15 protein-coding genes are annotated in these 16650 nt (G+C 67.9%); 9 read left to right on the top strand and 6 right to left on the bottom strand.

Annotation, left to right across the window (positions count from 1 at the left end):
- Positions 1-104: 104 nt before the first annotated feature.
- Both pcrA and AB0M15_RS18025 read left to right on the top strand, forming a co-directional pair.
- Positions 105-2432, top strand: coding sequence for a DNA helicase PcrA (gene pcrA / locus AB0M15_RS18030; RefSeq protein ID WP_363819628.1), 2328 nt, complete (start codon positions 105-107; stop codon positions 2430-2432).
- A 76-nt stretch (positions 2433-2508) separates the two neighbouring features.
- Entirely contained in the window at positions 2509-3072 is a 564-nt protein-coding gene (locus AB0M15_RS18025; protein ID WP_328334211.1) for a hypothetical protein, read from the top strand.
- Here the strand turns inward: AB0M15_RS18025 and AB0M15_RS18020 are convergent.
- From AB0M15_RS18020 to AB0M15_RS18005, 4 genes are all read right to left on the bottom strand, one after another.
- The gene (locus AB0M15_RS18020) at positions 3044-4387 is read right to left on the bottom strand and encodes a lanthionine synthetase LanC family protein (protein WP_363819625.1); all 1344 of its coding nucleotides are present in this window, start codon (positions 4385-4387) and stop codon (positions 3044-3046) included. The genes AB0M15_RS18025 and AB0M15_RS18020 overlap by 29 nt on opposite strands.
- Complete coding sequence (locus AB0M15_RS18015; protein ID WP_363819623.1) at positions 4387-4908, bottom strand: DUF6886 family protein; 522 nt, start codon at positions 4906-4908, stop codon at positions 4387-4389. Before AB0M15_RS18015 ends, AB0M15_RS18020 begins: the two co-directional genes overlap by 1 nt.
- A 58-nt stretch (positions 4909-4966) precedes the next feature.
- Positions 4967-5866 carry a peptidoglycan DD-metalloendopeptidase family protein gene (locus tag AB0M15_RS18010; RefSeq protein WP_363819620.1) on the bottom strand — a complete coding sequence of 300 codons (900 nt, stop codon included), beginning with the start codon at positions 5864-5866 and terminating at the stop codon, positions 4967-4969.
- A gap of 211 nt (positions 5867-6077) precedes the next feature.
- Positions 6078-6926, bottom strand: coding sequence for an alpha/beta fold hydrolase (locus AB0M15_RS18005; protein WP_363819617.1), 849 nt, complete (start codon positions 6924-6926; stop codon positions 6078-6080).
- A 128-nt stretch (positions 6927-7054) separates the two neighbouring features.
- On the opposite strand from AB0M15_RS18005, the gene AB0M15_RS18000 reads away from it, so the two are divergent.
- The 5 genes from AB0M15_RS18000 to AB0M15_RS17980 all read left to right on the top strand — a co-directional run bounded on the left by AB0M15_RS18000 (position 7055) and on the right by AB0M15_RS17980 (position 11246).
- Positions 7055-7471, top strand: coding sequence for a cobalamin B12-binding domain-containing protein (locus AB0M15_RS18000; RefSeq protein WP_363819615.1), 417 nt, complete (start codon positions 7055-7057; stop codon positions 7469-7471).
- A 265-nt stretch (positions 7472-7736) separates the two neighbouring features.
- Positions 7737-9056, top strand: coding sequence for an extracellular solute-binding protein (locus AB0M15_RS17995; RefSeq protein ID WP_363819613.1), 1320 nt, complete (start codon positions 7737-7739; stop codon positions 9054-9056).
- Between the two features lie 196 nt (positions 9057-9252).
- Entirely contained in the window at positions 9253-10200 is a 948-nt protein-coding gene (locus AB0M15_RS17990; RefSeq protein ID WP_363820251.1) for a sugar ABC transporter permease, read from the top strand.
- Positions 10201-10328: 128 nt separating this feature from the next.
- A complete protein-coding gene (locus AB0M15_RS17985) occupies positions 10329-11075 on the top strand; it encodes a carbohydrate ABC transporter permease (RefSeq protein ID WP_363820249.1) in 747 nt (248 codons plus the stop codon).
- Positions 11076-11123: 48 nt separating this feature from the next.
- Entirely contained in the window at positions 11124-11246 is a 123-nt protein-coding gene (locus AB0M15_RS17980; RefSeq protein WP_343969137.1) for a hypothetical protein, read from the top strand.
- Positions 11247-11302: 56 nt separating this feature from the next.
- Here AB0M15_RS17980 and AB0M15_RS17975 read toward each other — a convergent pair whose 3' ends face one another.
- Positions 11303-12943: a glycoside hydrolase family 13 protein gene (locus AB0M15_RS17975; protein ID WP_363819611.1), complete on the bottom strand. Its 1641-nt coding sequence runs from the start codon at positions 12941-12943 to the stop codon at positions 11303-11305.
- 183 nt (positions 12944-13126) lie between these two features.
- Between AB0M15_RS17975 and sucC the strand changes: the two genes are divergently transcribed.
- Both sucC and sucD read left to right on the top strand, forming a co-directional pair.
- Entirely contained in the window at positions 13127-14302 is a 1176-nt protein-coding gene (sucC, locus tag AB0M15_RS17970) for an ADP-forming succinate--CoA ligase subunit beta (RefSeq protein ID WP_363819608.1), read from the top strand.
- A gap of 13 nt (positions 14303-14315) precedes the next feature.
- Positions 14316-15221, top strand: a complete 906-nt coding sequence (gene sucD / locus AB0M15_RS17965; protein WP_363819605.1) for a succinate--CoA ligase subunit alpha — start codon at positions 14316-14318, stop codon at positions 15219-15221.
- Positions 15222-15279: 58 nt separating this feature from the next.
- Here sucD and AB0M15_RS17960 read toward each other — a convergent pair whose 3' ends face one another.
- A complete protein-coding gene (locus AB0M15_RS17960; protein ID WP_363819602.1) occupies positions 15280-16626 on the bottom strand; it encodes a hypothetical protein in 1347 nt (448 codons plus the stop codon).
- Between the last annotated feature and the right edge of the window lie 24 nt (positions 16627-16650).

Below are 16650 nucleotides of genomic sequence, written 5' to 3'. Positions count from 1 at the left end.
GACCCCAGCTTTTCTGCCGTCAGCAGGTCTGCTCTCAGGCGACGCCCAAGGCCGCCGTCCCATGAATCGGTGTTTGTCGGGAGGGGTGTCTAAGGTGGTGGGCGATGACGACGCTCTTTTCTCCAGATGAATTGCCGGTGCCGCTCGAGGAGCCCAAGAAGCATCGGGCGGATCCGGCTGCGCTGCTCGAGGGGCTCAACCCGCAGCAGCGGGCTGCTGTGGTGCATGCGGGCAAGCCGTTGCTGGTGGTGGCCGGTGCGGGGTCGGGCAAGACGCGGGTACTCACCCGGCGGATCGCGTATCTGCTGGCGGCCCGGGACGCGCACCCGGGGTCGATCCTGGCGATCACCTTCACCAACAAGGCCGCCGCCGAGATGCGCGAGCGCGTCGTCGAGCTGGTCGGGCCGCGGGCCAAGCTGATGTGGGTCTCCACCTTCCACTCCTCCTGCGTGCGGATCCTGCGCCGCGACATCAAGCGGTTCGGGATCAGCTCGACCTTCTCGATCTACGACGACACCGACTCGCGCCGGCTGATGACGCTGGTCTGCCGCGAGCTCGACCTGGACGTCAAGCGGTACAACCCGCGCGCGGTGCTGAACTGGATCAGCACCCAGAAGAACGAGCTGATCGACCACGAGACGGCCGCGTCGAAGACCTCCAACCACCTGGAGGAGACGTACGCCGAGTGCTACCGGATCTACCAGGAGCGGCTGGCCCAGGCCAACGCGCTGGACTTCGACGACCTGCTGATGACCACGGTCAACCTGCTGCAGGCCTTCCCCGAGGTCCGCGAGTACTACCGGCGCAGGTTCCGGCACGTGCTGGTCGACGAGTACCAGGACACCAACCACGCGCAGTACACGCTGATCCGCGAGCTCTGCGCGGAGCTGGAGCCAGGCCCGAACGACGGCCCGGTCAGCCCGCCGGCGGAGCTGATGGTGGTCGGCGACTCCGACCAGTCGATCTACGCCTTCCGCGGCGCGACGATCCGCAACATCCTCGCCTTCGAGGAGGACTTCGTCGGCGCCGAGACGATCCTGCTGGAGCAGAACTACCGCTCCACCCAGACGATCCTGTCCGCGGCCAACGCGGTGATCAGCCGGAACGAGGGCCGCCCGGCGAAGAACCTGTGGTCGGACTCCGGCAAGGGCGAGCAGATCGCCGTCTACGTGGCCGACAACGAGCACGACGAGGCACAGTTCGTCGCCGACGAGATCGACCGGCTGGCCGACGCCGACGGGGTCAAGCCCTCCGATGTCGCGGTGTTCTACCGGACCAACGCGCAGTCGCGGGTGTTCGAGGAGGTCTTCATCCGTACCGGCCATCCGTACAAGGTGGTCGGCGGCGTCCGGTTCTACGAGCGCAAGGAGGTCCGCGACGCGCTCGCGTACCTGCGGGTGCTGACCAACCCCGAGGACACCGTCTCGCTGCGCCGGATCCTCAACGTGCCCAAGCGCGGCATCGGCGAGCGCGCCGAGGCGGCCATCGAGGCGCTGGCGCTGCGCGACCGGATCACCTTCTCGGCGGCACTGCGGCGCGCTCACGACGCGCCGGCGATGGCCAGCCGGAGCGCCAATGCGGTCCAGAGCTTCATCGACATCCTCGACGAGCTGACCGCGATGGTCGACTCGGGCGCCCCGCCGGACGACATCCTGGACGTCGCCCTGCACCGCTCGGGGTACTACGAGGAACTGCAGAAGTCCCCGGACCCGCAGGACGAGACCAGAGTGGAGAACCTGGACGAGTTCATCTCGGTCGCCCGGGAGTTCGTCGAGGAGCGCACCGCGGCCAACGAGCCGGCCGATCTCCAGGCGTTCCTGGAGCGGGTCGCGCTGGTCGCCGACGCGGACCAGATCCCCGACGCCGCCGACGACGGTGGGGTGGTCACGCTGATGACGCTGCACACCGCGAAGGGCCTCGAGTTCCCGGTCGTCTTCCTGACCGGCATGGAGGACGGCATCTTCCCGCACTCCCGGTCGCTGAACGACATGAAGGAGCTGGAGGAGGAGCGGCGCCTCGCCTACGTCGGGATCACCCGCGCCCGGCAGCGGCTGGCGATCTCGCGGGCCGCGGTCCGCAGCGCGTTCGGTGCCCCGCAGCACAACCCGCCGTCGCGCTTCCTGGACGAGATCCCGGGTGACCTGCTCGACTGGCGCCGCGACGAGTCCGCGATCACCCGCTGGTCCGGTACCGGTACGTCGTCCGGTGGGTCCAATGGGGTCCAATCGCGGTGGGAGCCGGCCCGGCGGACGGCCTCCGACAAGCCGATCGTCAGCCTCAACCCGGGCGACCGGGTGGTCCACGACAGCTTCGGCATGGGCACCGTCGTGGTGGTCCGCGGCGAGGGCCAACAGGCCCAGGCCGACATCGACTTCGGCTCCGAAGGAGTCAAGCGCCTGCTGCTCCGCTACGCCCCTGTGGAAAAGATTTAACAGACCACGACGTGCCGAAAAGCATGTCGGCTGCGACAATTGATGTTCGGCCCCTCCCGGACGAAGGTCCAGCCCCATGCCCAAGGCACCAGACGCGAGCAACCGCCGGATCATCCTGGCGGGGGCGAACCCTGGGCTGCGGCTGTTCGACAAGGACGGCAAGGTCACCGCGTTCGCCTCGATCTGGATGGTCGACTGGTCGATCTGCGGGGCCGGTACGGCCGTCGTGCTCTGGTTCGACGGGATCGTCCGGGTGGTCTCCGAGGACGTCGACCTGGCCTCCTGGCTGGAGCGGTACTTCGTCCGCTCGTTCCTCGAGGTGCAGGGGCTGCCCTGGCACGAGCCGGCCGTCGAGCGCGACCTGGTCCAGGTCTCGATGAACCTCGCCGACGGGCTGAGCGCCAAGGCCGCCGACATCCAGATCGAGATGGGCGGCGTGCTCGACCGGCGCCTGTTCGCCACCGACAACTTCCAGCTGGCCGAGGGCGCTCACAGCCTCAGCCTGGTGATCGCCCCGGTCCGCTCCGCCACGGTCTCGATCGGCGGTGCGTCCGTACCGGGCTTCGTCCAGGTCGACGGCTCAGCCGACCGCCCCGGCTCCTCTGCCTTCCTTACGACTGCCGAGGTCTGGCGCCGCTAGCCCACCAGTTCTCCATCCGGAGGGCGGGGACAGCGTCGCGGCCCTGGTCGACCACTCGCGCAGCACGGAACAGGTACGCCGCAATCCCAGCAGCTCCCTGCATCCAGCCGACCCCCGGCGGCAGCAGCGGGATCTCGTCGCGGTGCTCGATGAACCGCCAGTAGGCGTACTGCCCGTCGCGGACCGCACGCTCGACCAACGTGTCAGCCAGCGACAGAGCGAAGTCGCGGTCAACCTGGTCGCCAGTGGACTGCCACGTGTCCAGCAGCACGTCGGCGACGCCCGTAGTACCGCAGCAGCGGCCGTCGTTGTCCCAGAAGCCCGGGTAGAGCCGCTCGGGCAGCCCAGACATCCGAACACTGTGGCTGCAGCGCCGTCGCCAGGTCACCGGCGACTCACCGGCTACCTCGTCGACACCCGCATGCTGCAGCGCGGCGAAGAGCAGTGACGTCCCGGCTGGGCCGTGGCACCAGTTGTAGGTGACCGGGTCGAGATCAGAGTCCTCTCGGATCGGTACCAGCCGCGGGACGAGCAGGCCCTGGTTGTCGCTGACAGTGAGAGTGACCAGGTGCTCTGCTCCACTCTGGGCCGCAGCAATTAGCTCTGGCCGGCCGAGCTCGACGCCGGCGATCGCCAGCGTCGCAGCGATCCCCGCGAGCCCGTGCGAGAGGTTCGGCATCGAGGCCCGCGGTTCGATCATGAAGCGCTCGGGGATGAACGGCCAGTCCAGCCCAGTGGGCCGCGAGACGGCCTCAGTGCGTAGTACGGCCACTGCTTGCTCTGCGAGCCGGGTAGCGCCCTCTACGCCGCTCCTGCGGGCCCAGAGAGCACCCAGGAGCACCCCAGCGGTACCGAGCGTCATGTCGTTGATCCGCGCGCCTGCCAGGTACCTCTCCGGGTCGACGAAGCTAGACGGCCACCCGTCGGGCTCGGCCAGCGCGAGCAGTCGCTCGACGGCAGCATCCGAGCCCGGAAGGCCCAGCGAGGTCAGTACGCCGATATGACTGACCAGCCCGTCGAAGAAGGTGCAGTTGTCCTCCTCCACGATCGCAGCGCGGATCTGCTCGCCCATCGCCGCAGCGAGCCTTTGCTCCTCACCCGCCCAGGGCCGGCTGAGCTTGATCTCGGCGAGCACATGCGCCAGCCCGCCCAGCCCACTGTGCATCCCGTTGTCCCGGTACGCCGGTACCTCCACCGGCCCGGTCCCACCCACCGACTCGGGGATCCAGGCCCCGTCGTCCCAGCGCACCTGGTCGAGCACCCACCGCCAGGCGGCGTCGGCCACCTCCCGGTAGGAGTCAGCGGAACAGGCCATCAGCGGGCGATCGCGTTGCGCAGCCGGATCCCGCTGAACTCGAGCGTGCTGGCGACCACTGCATCCCAGAACTCGTGCAGCTTGGGCAGTACGCGCAGCTGGATCCCAGCCTCGGCATGCAGCTCGAAGAGGTCGCCCACCCGCTCAGGCGGCCCGAGTGGCGTCACCTCGGTCGTCGCCACGAAGGCCGCCTCGGCCGGCCGGAAGGACTCGGCCGGCAGCCGGTACGCGTACAGCTCGACCGTACGGATCGCCTCCAGCCAGCCGTACTCGATCGTGTGCACTCGCGAGCCGCTGCCGTCGCCGATGATCCGGGCACGGTCCTCTGGCGACGTCCCGGGGCCCACCCACGCCATCGCGCGGGGGCACTGCCGGGGGAACCAGTAGTCGGGGGCGCGATCGTGGCCGACGGCCCAGACGTACTCGCCGGTCTTGGTCGACGTCACGGCGACGTGAGGGCGGAAGGTCCGGATCGTCGGATCTTCGGAGAAATGGAGGACCTCACCAGGCCGCGGGCGCATGCGCGGCAGCCTAGTACCGCGGATCAGCGCTGAGCCAAGCCTTATTCAACAGCGTGGATCAGGGGTTGAGACCGCAGTGGTTGCGCAGCCACGGCATCGGGTCGATCGGGTCGCCACCGTTCGGACGGACCTCGAAGTGCAGGTGCGGGCCGGTGGTGTTGCCGGTGACGCCGACGGCGCCGACCTGGTCACCGGCGTACACGGTCTCGCCGACGGAGACGCTGAACTTCGACATGTGGTTGTACCAGGTCTCGGTACCGTCCTCGTGCCGGACGCGGACCTGGCGACCGTACGGGCCGGCGAACTCGGCGCTGACCACGACGCCCTTCATCACGCTGCGGATCGGGGTGCCGATCGGGGCGGCGAAGTCGGTGCCGGTGTGGTTGCGGGCCCAGCGGCCGCCGGCCTGACCGAACCCAGCGGTGATGTGGTAGCCGGAGATCATCATCTCGCAGCGGGTGGCCGACTCGCGGGCGGTCTTCTCGGCCAGCTCGGCCTTGGCCTTCGCGTTCGCCAGCGCGGTGGCGCGCTTGGCGGTCAGTGCGCGGGTGGCGTCGAGCTTGGCGGCGCGGGCCTTCGAGATCCGGTCGGCCGCGGCCTGTTTCTTGTTCGTCTCGGTGCCGGCCAGCTCGACCCGGGAGGAGTCACGGGTGGCCAGGTTGCGGCGCTCGATCCGCGCGGTGGTCAGCGCGTTCATCTGGCCGTCGCCGATGCTCAGCGCGGCGATGTTGACGGCGGAGTTGGCCGACGTCGGGTTCGCGAGCGCGCTGTGGCTGAAGCCGACTGCGCCGGCCGCTGCCGCGAGGGCTGCGGTGAGTCCTACTACCTGCGTACTGCTCGGGGTATTACGCCTGGCTACACGATGCTTGCCACTATGACGACCTGCGCCGGTCTTGCGCGCAGCACTGGCAGCTTTGCCTGGCGTGACGCGGCTGGCCGCGGCACGATGCTGGGACACAACGTGGCCTTTCGGTCACAGGGGAGGGGGCTGTCCGTTCACTCCCGGGAGGTTTTATTCCCCTCGGGGGCTCATGCACCATAACGGAACCGCAACGAGCCGACAAACCCTGCCACCCCTTTTGGGGCCCTAGCTTCACGAAACTTTTGCATGCGCGGCTGCACGTGCATCGGCCTGAGCGCTCAGAAGGCTGCTATGTCAGGAAGAACTTTCACGCGACTGTGTGCTGTTCGTCGTCGAGATGCGACAACATTCCGGTGATCTGATGCACCACGTCGCCATGGAACGGCAGCGACAGGTGCCCGACGCCGTCGACCCGGATGTTGCGGGCGACCAGGTCGGGATGCCGGAGCCGGGCCCGCCGCTGGGGCACGATCAGCTGGTCGACGTCGCTGTAGAACGCGACGAAGCGGGTGTGGCAGTCCGGCGCCGGCTCCGCGAGCTCGGTCATCAGGTCGCTGTCCGGCCGGAGCTGCTTGACCAGCGGCCACGGGAACAGCCGCGCGGCGACGGTGCCCTGGTGAGGGGTTCCGAGCGTCACGCAGGTGTGCACGCGCTCGGAGCCGCCGAGTCGCTGGACGTAGTACCGGGCGATCAGGCCGCCCAGGCTGTGGCCGACGATGTGGATCTGGTCCGATCCGGATTCCTCGCAGAGTCGCTCGATCTCGGCGCCCATCCGCTCGGCGGTACTCCGGACGTCGAGCGTCAGCGGGGAGTACGAGAAGGTCTGGATCCGGGTGAAGCCGCGGCGGACGAGCTGGCGTCGCATCAGGGCGAACACGGTGTGGTTGTCGATGATGCCGTGGGCCAGCAGGATCGGCGTACCGGCCGCCCGGACGTCGCCGACCAGGAGGCTGCGCTGGGCCGGGGTCAGGCCGCTCAGGGTGAGGCGCTCGGCGCGGTTGCCGGAGGCGCCGACCAGGCCGAGCGGGTACATCGCCAGGTGGGTCGTGATCCAGCCGAGCTCGACGGCGGCACCCTGCAGCACCCGCGGCGACAGCACCGAGCGGGCGCCGTACTTCAGTCCCTCGAGAGCTCCCCGGATGTCTTCGGCGCTCATCGCGTCTCCTCACTCCCAATCAGACCCCCCGTGCAACTGGTCCGATCAGTTTCAACGGTAACCGGTTCCCGGTTCGCGTGGCCGGGAACACACGGCTCCGTGTCTGATCCGTGAGGTAGCTTCTGCATATGTCTGCCACGAGCCCTCTGCGAGTTGTTGTTGCCAAGCCAGGACTGGACGGCCACGACCGCGGCGCGAAGGTGGTCGCCCGCGCCCTGCGGGACGCCGGTATGGAGGTCATCTACACCGGCCTGCACCAGACGCCCGAGCAGATCGTCGAGACGGCGATCGCCGAGGACGCCGACGCGATCGGCCTGTCGGTGCTGTCCGGCGCGCACATGACCCTGTTCAAGAAGGTCCGTGAACTGCTCACCGAGCGGGACGCCGACGACATCGTGGTGTTCGGCGGCGGGATCATCCCGGAGGCCGACATGCAGCCGCTGGCCGAGCTGGGCGTGCACAAGATCTTCACCCCCGGCGCCACCACCACCGAGATCGTCGAGTGGGTCCGCGCCCACGTCGGCGACGCCTCAGCGACCGCCTGAGTACTCCCCGCCACCGATCGGCTTGTTACTGATCGGTAATACCTAATCGTTAAGAAACACCTGGTTGTGCACGGTGTGGAATCGCGGTCGCATACAGCCATGCGTTTGTTCGTTCATGGCGCTGGGATCGATGAGATGTGTGGCTCAGGACACATCGGCCCCGATCTCGGTTACTGTCCGGATAGGGCGGTTCGCAGCGTGGTGGGGGTCTGCGGACGCCGACGCAGGACCATGTGACATCCCATCGGGAGAGGGCAGGTACACGATGAGGTTTGAACGATCACACACACGCAAGGCGGTCGCTCTGGCCGTGGCCGGCAGCCTGGCGCTGCTCGCCTCCGCGTGTGGCGGTGACGACGGAAGCAGTGGCGACACGGGCGGGTCCGCGGCGGGGGCACTGGAAGGCACCGGTCCGATTACGTTTGCCACCGGCAAGGACACCTCCGGCAACCTGACGAGTCAGGTCGCGGCGTGGAACTCACAGCACCCGGACCAGAAGGTGACCGTCTCCGAACTGCCGGAGTCGGCCGACCAGCAGCGCGCTCAGATGATCCAGAACGCGCAGAACAAGTCCGATGCCTTCAGCGTGCTCAACCTGGACGTCGTCTGGACCGCCGAGTTCGCCGCGAACCGGTGGATCACCGAGCTGCCACAGGACAAGTTCCCCGACCTCGGCAAGTTGCTGCCGTCAACGGTCGACACGGCGAAGTACCGGGAGAAGCTGTACGCCGTCCCGGTCACGTCCGACGGCGGATTGCTCTACTACCGCAAGGACCTGCTGGACAAGGCGGGCGTGAAGCCGCCGACGACGTGGGCCGAGATGAAGGCCGCCTGTGACAAGGTCAAGGCGCTGCCCGAGGGCAAGACGATCGGTTGCTACGCCGGTCAGTTCGAGAAGTACGAAGGCCTGACGGTGAACTTCTCCGAGGCTGTCAACGGCGCGGGCGGTGTGGTCGTCGGCGACGACGGCAAGCCGAACGTGGACACCCCGGAGGCGCTGGCCGGTCTGCAGTTCCTGGTCGACGGCTTCAAGTCGGGTGAGATCCCGAAGGCCGCCATCACGTACCAGGAGGAGCCGGGCCGCCGTGCGTTCCAGGAGGGCAACCTGGTCTTCCTGCGCAACTGGCCGTACATGTACGCGCTGGCCAACAAGACCGACGGTTCGTCGAAGGTCGCGAACAAGTTCGCGGTCGCACCGCTGCCGGGCAAGGACGCCGCCGGCGTCTCCACCCTGGGCGGGCACAACTACGCGATCTCCGAGTTCGCCAAGAACAAGGGCACCGCTGTTGCCTTCATCAACTTCATGGCCAGCGAGGAGCGGCAGCGCGCCAACATCGAGAAGACCTCGCAGGCGCCGACCTGGGCCTCGCTGTACGACGACCCCGCGCTGAACAAGTCGTTCCCGTACCTGGCACCGCTGAAGGCTTCGATCGGGTCCGCGAAGTCGCGGCCCAAGGTGGTCAAGTACGGCGATGTCACCACTGCCATCCAGGAAGCCGCGTACGGCGCCCTGACCGGCACGACACCACCCAAGGATGCGCTGGCCGGTCTGCAGACCAAGCTGAGCACACTCATCACCCAATGATCGAAACGGCGGGGCCGGTACGCGACGAACTGTCGACGTACCGGCCCCGGCCTGTCCCTGCCCGGCCCCGCCGGGTGGAGAGAAGGAGGCAAAGGTGAGTGCATCCGCCCCGGTCGCCCAGCGACCGAGCGAGGAAACCACCAAGGGCGGCCGTCGCACCTCGTTCAACGAGGGCACCGGCCGGCTCGCAGCCACGCTGCTGTCACCGACCCTGATCGTCTTGGTCCTGGTCGTCGTCTACCCGATCATCTCGGCGCTGCGCGAGTCGCTCTACACCAGCGGCGACCGCGTCGGAGCCGACGGTTTCGTCATCCAGGGCTCGGAGTTCGTCGGGCTCAAGAACTACACCGCGATCTTCAGCGGTGAGACCGGGGACCGGTTCTGGAACGCCTTCGGCAACACGACGTTCTTCACCGTCACCTGTGTGGTGCTCGAGACGGTGCTCGGCGTCGCGATGGCGCTGGTGATGCACAAGGCCTTCAGGGGCCGCAGCATCGTCCGGGCCAGCATCCTGGTTCCGTGGGCGATCCCGACGGTCGTCTCGGCGCTGCTGTGGAAGTGGATCTTCCAGGCCGACGGCGCCGCGAACGCGCTGCTCGGCACGCAGATCCTGTGGTCGACCGAAGGCTGGCAGTCGGTGCTGTCGGTCATCATCGCCGACACCTGGAAGACGGCCCCGTTCATCGGGCTGCTGGTACTGGCGGGCCTGCAGACGATTCCGGACGAGGTCTACGAGGCGGCCAAGGTGGACGGCGCCAGTCCGTGGCAGACGTTCGTCCGGATCACGTTGCCGCTGGTCAAGCCGGCCCTGCTCGTCGCCGTCCTGTTCCGCATCCTCGACACGCTGCGGATCTTCGACCTTCCGTTCGTACTGGTCGGGCCGAACAAGTCCTCGGTGGAGACGTTGTCGATCCTGGCCTACCTGGAAGCCAACCAGACCAGGTACGGGCCGGCCGCGGCGTACGCGACGTTGCTGTTCATCTACGTCGCCGTGGTCGCGTTCGTCTTCGTCAAGCTGCTCGGGGCCGATGTGCTCGGTGACGCCGTGAAGAAGAAAAAGAAGAACGGCAAGAGTGACGACAAGCTCAGCGCGCCGCCCGGCATCGGTGCCGCGGCCGGCTTCGGTGGGGGAGGTGGGATGTGATGGCCGTGGCCGAGAAAGCACCCGCGAAGATCGACGTCAAGGCCGCCGAGGCGAGCCCGTTGCGCCGGTGGGCACCGCTGGTCGGTGTCGCGATCATCGTCATCTACTGCCTGGCGCCGTTCTACTGGATGGTCGTGTCGGCGCTCCGCCGGCCGTCGGACCAGTTCAGCAACCGGATCATTCCGAGCACCTGGTCGCTGGAGAACCTGAAGGACGTGTTCAAGTCGGGCACCGGTTTCGGCCGGGGTCTGCTGAACAGCCTGATCGTGGCCGGCACGGTGACGATCCTGACCCTGGTCATCGGGATGGTCGCGGCCTACACGCTGGCCCGGCTGGACTTCAAGTTCAAGAACTTCGTGCTGGCGATCATCATCACCACCTCGATGTTCCCCGGCATCTCGCTGGTGATCCCGTTGCTGAAGCTGTTCATCGACATCAAGTGGATCAACACCTACCAGGCGATGATCGTGCCCAGCCTGTCGTTCGCGCTGCCACTGGCGGTGTGGAACCTGACCACGTTCTTCCGGCAGATGCCGCGGGAACTGGAACAGGCGGCGATGGTGGACGGCTGTACGCCGGCCCAGGCCTTCCGCAAGGTGATCATCCCGCTGGCCGCGCCCGGTGTGTTCACCACGGCGATCATTACCTTCATCGCAGCCTGGAACGAGTTCCTGATCGCGCTGAGCATGGTGAACAAGAAGCAGTACCAGACCGCCAACGTGGTGATCTCGCAGTTCACCGGCGCGTCCGGCCGGGACCAGCCGTTCGGCAGCCAGATGGCGGCCGGCGTGGTCGTCACCATCCCGCTGGTGATCGCGGTCCTGATCTTCCAGCGCCGCATCGTCGCAGGCCTCACCGCCGGCGGCGTGAAGTAGGACCGCCGACCAGCGTATGGTCGGAGGCCTAGCCGCTGGAGGTGGCAGATGAGCTACGGAGACAACCGGAACAAGCGCGATCAAGAGGACCGGGACCGCAGGGACCGCGAAGAGCAGGAGCGTCGCGCCCGTGATGAGCAGGACCGGCGGGATCGCGACGAGAAGCGTTGACGGTGAGGAAGTACCGAAGGGCCGGACCCGAGTCAGGGGCCGGCCCTTCGGCTTTGTCAGACCTTGAGCCAGACGGTGGTGTCCACCGGCAGTTTGTTGTCGGTGAGGGGCTCGCTGGCCAGCAGTACCTCGCCTGTGGGGAGGTCGATGGGAGCGTCGGTCAGGTTGACCACGCAGTGGAAGCCGGGGTCTCGGGTGAAGGACAGGACGCCGTCGGGGGCGTCGAGATCCCAGGTGAGGCGGCCTTCGCCCAGGGCTTCTTCCGAGCGGCGGATGCGGAGCGCTGCTCGGTAGAGGGCCAGGTGGCTGTTGGGGTCGGCTGCCTCGGCCTCTGCTGTCAGGGGAGCCCAGTCGGCCGGTTGAGGGAGCCAGGGCTGGGCTTCCCCGGTACCGAAGCCGTACGGCGGTTCGCTGCCGCTCCACGGGATCGGAACCCGGCAGCCGTCGCGACCGCGGACCGTGTGGCCCGAGCGCTCCCAGGTGGGGTCGTCCAGTACGTCCTCCGGCAGGTCCTCGACCTCAGGTAGACCCAACTCGTCGCCCTGGTAGATGTACGCACCACCAGGCAACGCCAACTCAAGCAGCGCAGCCGCCCTGGCCCGGCGAAGCCCCAGCGCCAGATCAACCGGTACTACGCCTGCACCCTCCAACGCATCGCGCTGGTCCCGCCCATAGCGGGTGCGGTGCCTAACGGTGTCGTGATTGCTCAGCACCCACGTCGCCGGAGCCCCAACGGCCCACAGACTCTCGGTCGTGTAGTCGATGACCTGCCGCAACTCCTTCGCGTTCCACGCGGCCCGCAGCACGTCGAAGTTGAATGCGGAATGCAACTCGTTCGACCGGACGTACTGCGCGAGCCGCTCGGCAGGCGACAGCCAGGCCTCGGCAACGAACACCCGCGGCCCCTGTGGGCTATCGGCGTACTCGTCCGCGATCGCCCGCCAGCGCTGGTGGATGGCGTGCACCCCGGGCTGGTCGTAGAACGGGTTGCCGACGTACTTCTCCCGGGTCGGATGACCGTCGGCGTCGAGCGGTACGTCCGGCAGCGACGCGTCCTTCGCCATCGAGTCGGCGACGTCGATCCGGAAGCCGTCGATACCCCGGTCGAACCAGAACCGCAGGATCGAGTCGAACTCCTCGATCACCTTCGGGTGGTCCCAGTTCCAGTCGGGCTGCGAGATGTCGAACATGTGCAGGTACCACTGGCCGTCCTCGATCTGCTGCCAGGCGCCACCACCGAAGGCAGCCGGCCAGTTCGTCGGCGGGAGCCCGCCGTCCTTGCCGTCGCGGAACCAGAACAGGTCGCGCTCGGGCGAGCCCTTCTCGGCGGCCAGCGCGGCCTTGAACCACGGGTGCTCCCAGGAGCAGTGGTTCGGGACCAGGTCGATCAGGATCCGGATCCCCAGCGCGTGCGCGTCGGCGATCAGCGCGTCGGCGTCGGCGAGGGTGCCGAACTCCGGGTTGATGTCGCGGTAGTCGGCCACGTCGTACCCGCCGTCGAGCAGCGGGGACGGGTACCACGGACTGATCCAGATAGCGTCGATGCCGAGGTCGGCCAGGTACGGGAGCCGGGACCGGATGCCGTTCACGTCGCCCGTTCCGTCACCGTCCGCATCGGCGAACGACCGTGGGTAAACCTGGTAGACGACGGCACTACGCCACCAGTCGTCAGCTGGTCTGGTCGCATGTTCTGTCATGTCAACCAGCCTTTCACGCGAGCGCAAGCGGGCTGTGACGGTCGTCTCAGCGCGTACCCCGACTGTCGCAGCAAGGCAAGAGGTGGCTAGTCTCAGGCCGACGGAACGCGCCGGCGACCGTGCCTCTCTAGCACCGCAGCCTGCCGCGGCCTAACTCGAACAGGCGAGAGAGGGACCACACTCGTGGATCTGATGGAGTACCAGGCGAAGACTGTCTTCGCCAAGCACGGTGTAGGGACGACGGTGGGTGAAGTCGTCCACACGCCCGAGGAAGCCCGCGCTGCGGCCGAGAAACTCGGCGGCGGCACAGTGGTCGTCAAGGCCCAGGTGCTGACCGGCGGCCGAGGGAAGGCCGGTGGCGTCAAGCTCGCCGCCAACCCGGACGAGGCCGAAGAGCGCGCCCGCGAGATCCTCGGTCTGGACATCAAGGGCCACATCGTCAAGACGCTGAACATCGTGCCGGCCGCCGCGATCGCCGAGGAGTACTACTTCTCCTTCCTGATCGACCGGGCCAACCGCAACTACCTCTGCATCGCCTCCGCCGCCGGCGGGATGGAGATCGAGGAGGTCGCGCACACGAACCCGGACGCGGTCGCCAAGATCTCGATCGACCCGGCCAAGGGCGTCGACGAGGCCAAGGCGCGCGAGATCGCGACCGAGGCCGGCTACCCGGCCGACATCATCGACGCGGTCGCGCCGGAGATCGTCAAGCTGTACGAGGTCTTCCTGAGCGAGGACGCGACGCTGGTCGAGGTCAACCCGCTGGTCAAGCTGAAGGACGGCCGGGTCGAGGCGCTGGACGGCAAGGTCTCGCTCGACGAGAACGCCGACTTCCGGCACCCGGAGTTCGCCGACTACGCCGACTCGTCGGCGGCGGACCCGCTGGAGGCGAAGGCCAAGGCCAAGGGCCTGAACTACGTGAAGCTCGACGGCTCCGTCGGCATCATCGGCAACGGCGCGGGCCTCGTGATGAGCACTCTCGACGTGGTCGCGTACGCCGGTGAGGAGTTCGGTGGCGTCAAGCCCGCGAACTTCCTCGACATCGGTGGCGGCGCGTCCGCCGAGGTGATGGCGAACGGCCTGGAGATCATCATCTCCGACCCGCAGGTGGAGAGCGTCTTCGTCAACGTCTTCGGCGGTATCACCGCCTGTGACGCGGTCGCCGACGGCATCGTGCAGGCGTTCGAACTGCTGGCCGGCCGCGGCGAGGCCGTGAGCAAGCCGCTGGTCGTCCGGCTGGACGGCAACAACGCCGAGGAGGGCCGCCGGATCCTCGACGAGGCCGGCCTGGCCGGACTCGAGCGGGTCGACACGATGGACGGCGCCGCCAAGCGGGCCGCCGAGCTGGCAGCGAAGTAAGGAATAAGAGCAGATGTCTATCTTCCTGACCAAGGACAGCAAGGTCATCGTCCAGGGCATGACCGGCTCGGAAGGCACCAAGCACACCACCCGGATGCTTGCCTCCGGCACCAACATCGTCGGCGGCGTGAACCCGCGCAAGGCCGGCCAGTCCGTTCAATTCCCAGGCTTCGACGGCCAAGACACAGCGGTGGCCGTGTTCGGGTCCGTCGCCGACGCGATCAAGGAGACCGGCGCCGATGTGTCGGTCATCTTCGTCCCGCCGAAGTTCACCAAGGACGCGGTGATGGAGGCGATCGAGGCCGGCATGCCGCTGGTCGTGGTGATCACCGAGGGCGTGCCGGTGCACGACACCGCCGCGTTCTTCGCCGCCGCCCAGGCGGCCGGGACCACCCGGATCATCGGCCCGAACTGCCCCGGCATCATCACGCCGGGCGAGTCCAACGCGGGCATCATCCCGGCCACCATCGCGGGCGCCGGCCGGATCGGTCTGGTGTCGAAGTCGGGCACGCTGACCTACCAGATGATGTACGAGCTGAGCGACTTCGGCTTCTCCACCGCGATCGGGATCGGTGGCGACCCGATCGTGGGCACCACCCACATCGACGCGCTGCAGGCGTTCCAGGACGACCCGGAGACCGACGCGATCGTGATGATCGGCGAGATCGGCGGCGACGCCGAGGAGCGGGCGGCGGCGTTCATCAAGGACAACGTCACCAAGCCGGTCGTCGGTTACGTGGCCGGCTTCACCGCGCCCGAGGGCAAGACGATGGGCCACGCCGGCGCCATCGTCTCCGGCTCGTCGGGCACGGCCGCCGCGAAGAAGGAGGCCCTCGAGGCCGTCGGCGTGAAGGTCGGCAAGACGCCGACCGAGACCGCCAACCTGATGCGCGGCATCATGCAGGAGCTCAGCAAGTAGTACTCAGGCGAAGGGCCCCCGAGGATCAGGCGTCATCCTCGGGGGCCCTTTCCACGTTCTACTTGTAGGCGGCCGACCGCTCGGCGGCCCGGATCAGCACCTCGTTGAAGCCGGAGTTGGTGATGTCCAGGTCCTCCAGCACCGGATAGAGCACGTAGACGGCCCGCGAGCCGGAGACCGCGATCCCGATCCGGTAGGTGAAGGTCTTGTCGTTGCCGGTCTCGTACGACGCGCGCCAGCTCTCGCCGGTGATGCTCTTGCCCAGCGCGACGTCGCCGGTCTGCTTGACCGTCGCGTTCGACTGGGTCTTCTTGCAGTTGTCGACCGCCTTGCGGATCGCGCTGACGTAGTTGCTCGCCGCGGCCGGGCTGGCGAAGGAGACCACCATCGTGTCCAGCCCGAACTCGGCCGGCACCTTGGCCTCCGGTACGACGTACGTCTGCGACTTGGACGACTTGGGCTTGGCCTTCTTCAGGTCGAGCTTCTCGGTCTCGCAGCCGGTGCCCTTCGGGGTGGTACCGGACGTGCTGACCCAGGGCTTGTCGATGCTCGGCAGCACCGGCAGGTCGATCGGCGCCATGAAGCCGGCCGGCTCGGTGGTCGGCAGCAGCCCCGGCTTGGCCGTCGGTGTCCCGGTCGTGCACTTGGCCTCGGCGCAGATCCGCTGCATGCCCGAGCCGGCGGTCGCGATCACGGTGTCCGGCTTCGGCGGGGTCTTGGCGGTGGTGTCGAACTCGACCACCATCGTCGCCTGACCCGCGGTGCTCACGCTGATCGTGCGGTACTTGTTCGACTTGTCACCGGGCTGGCCGAAGACGGCGACCACGCCCTTGCTGCCCAGACCGCTGGTCGTGTAGCTGGCGACCAGCCGGATCTGCGGGGTGTTGCAGGCGCTGAGCCAGCCGGTGATCGTGTTGTACGCCTTGCCGGCTGCCGCCTCGTCGTTGGAGACCTCGACGTACTGGACCGCGGTCTCCTTGGTCGACGGGTTCTTGAAGCTGCGGATCCAGGTCCGGATCCCGGCCGGGTCGGCGAACCGCTGCGACTGGCAGACGAAGGCCTTGTCCGGGGCGTTGCTGCCGTCGTCGGTGCTCGCGACGGCCCAGGCGCCCGAGGCGGGCGCGAACTGCTTGGCCGCAGTACCGTCGAGCAGCGCCTTGGTGGCGTCGCCGAGCAGACCTGAGTCGCCGCCACCCGAGCTGTCGTCCTTGCTGCCGCTCTTGGCGTCGCCGGGGGAGTCGCTGCCACCGAAGGCGTTCACTGCCGCGATACCGCCGCCGCCGATGACGAGCAGCGCGGCCGCTCCGGCACCGATCAACTGGTTCCGTCGGCGCGTCTGCTGACGGCGTGCCTCCCGGGCGGCGGCACGACTGCCGCCCCGCGAGGCGCGGTGGGAACCGGTCACTAGTTCTTGACCTCCAGACTGATT

This window comes from Kribbella sp. NPDC051718 (assembly GCF_040681515.1).
Taxonomy (GTDB): domain Bacteria; phylum Actinomycetota; class Actinomycetes; order Propionibacteriales; family Kribbellaceae; genus Kribbella.
This window is presented reverse-complemented; position numbering and strand designations above follow the sequence as displayed.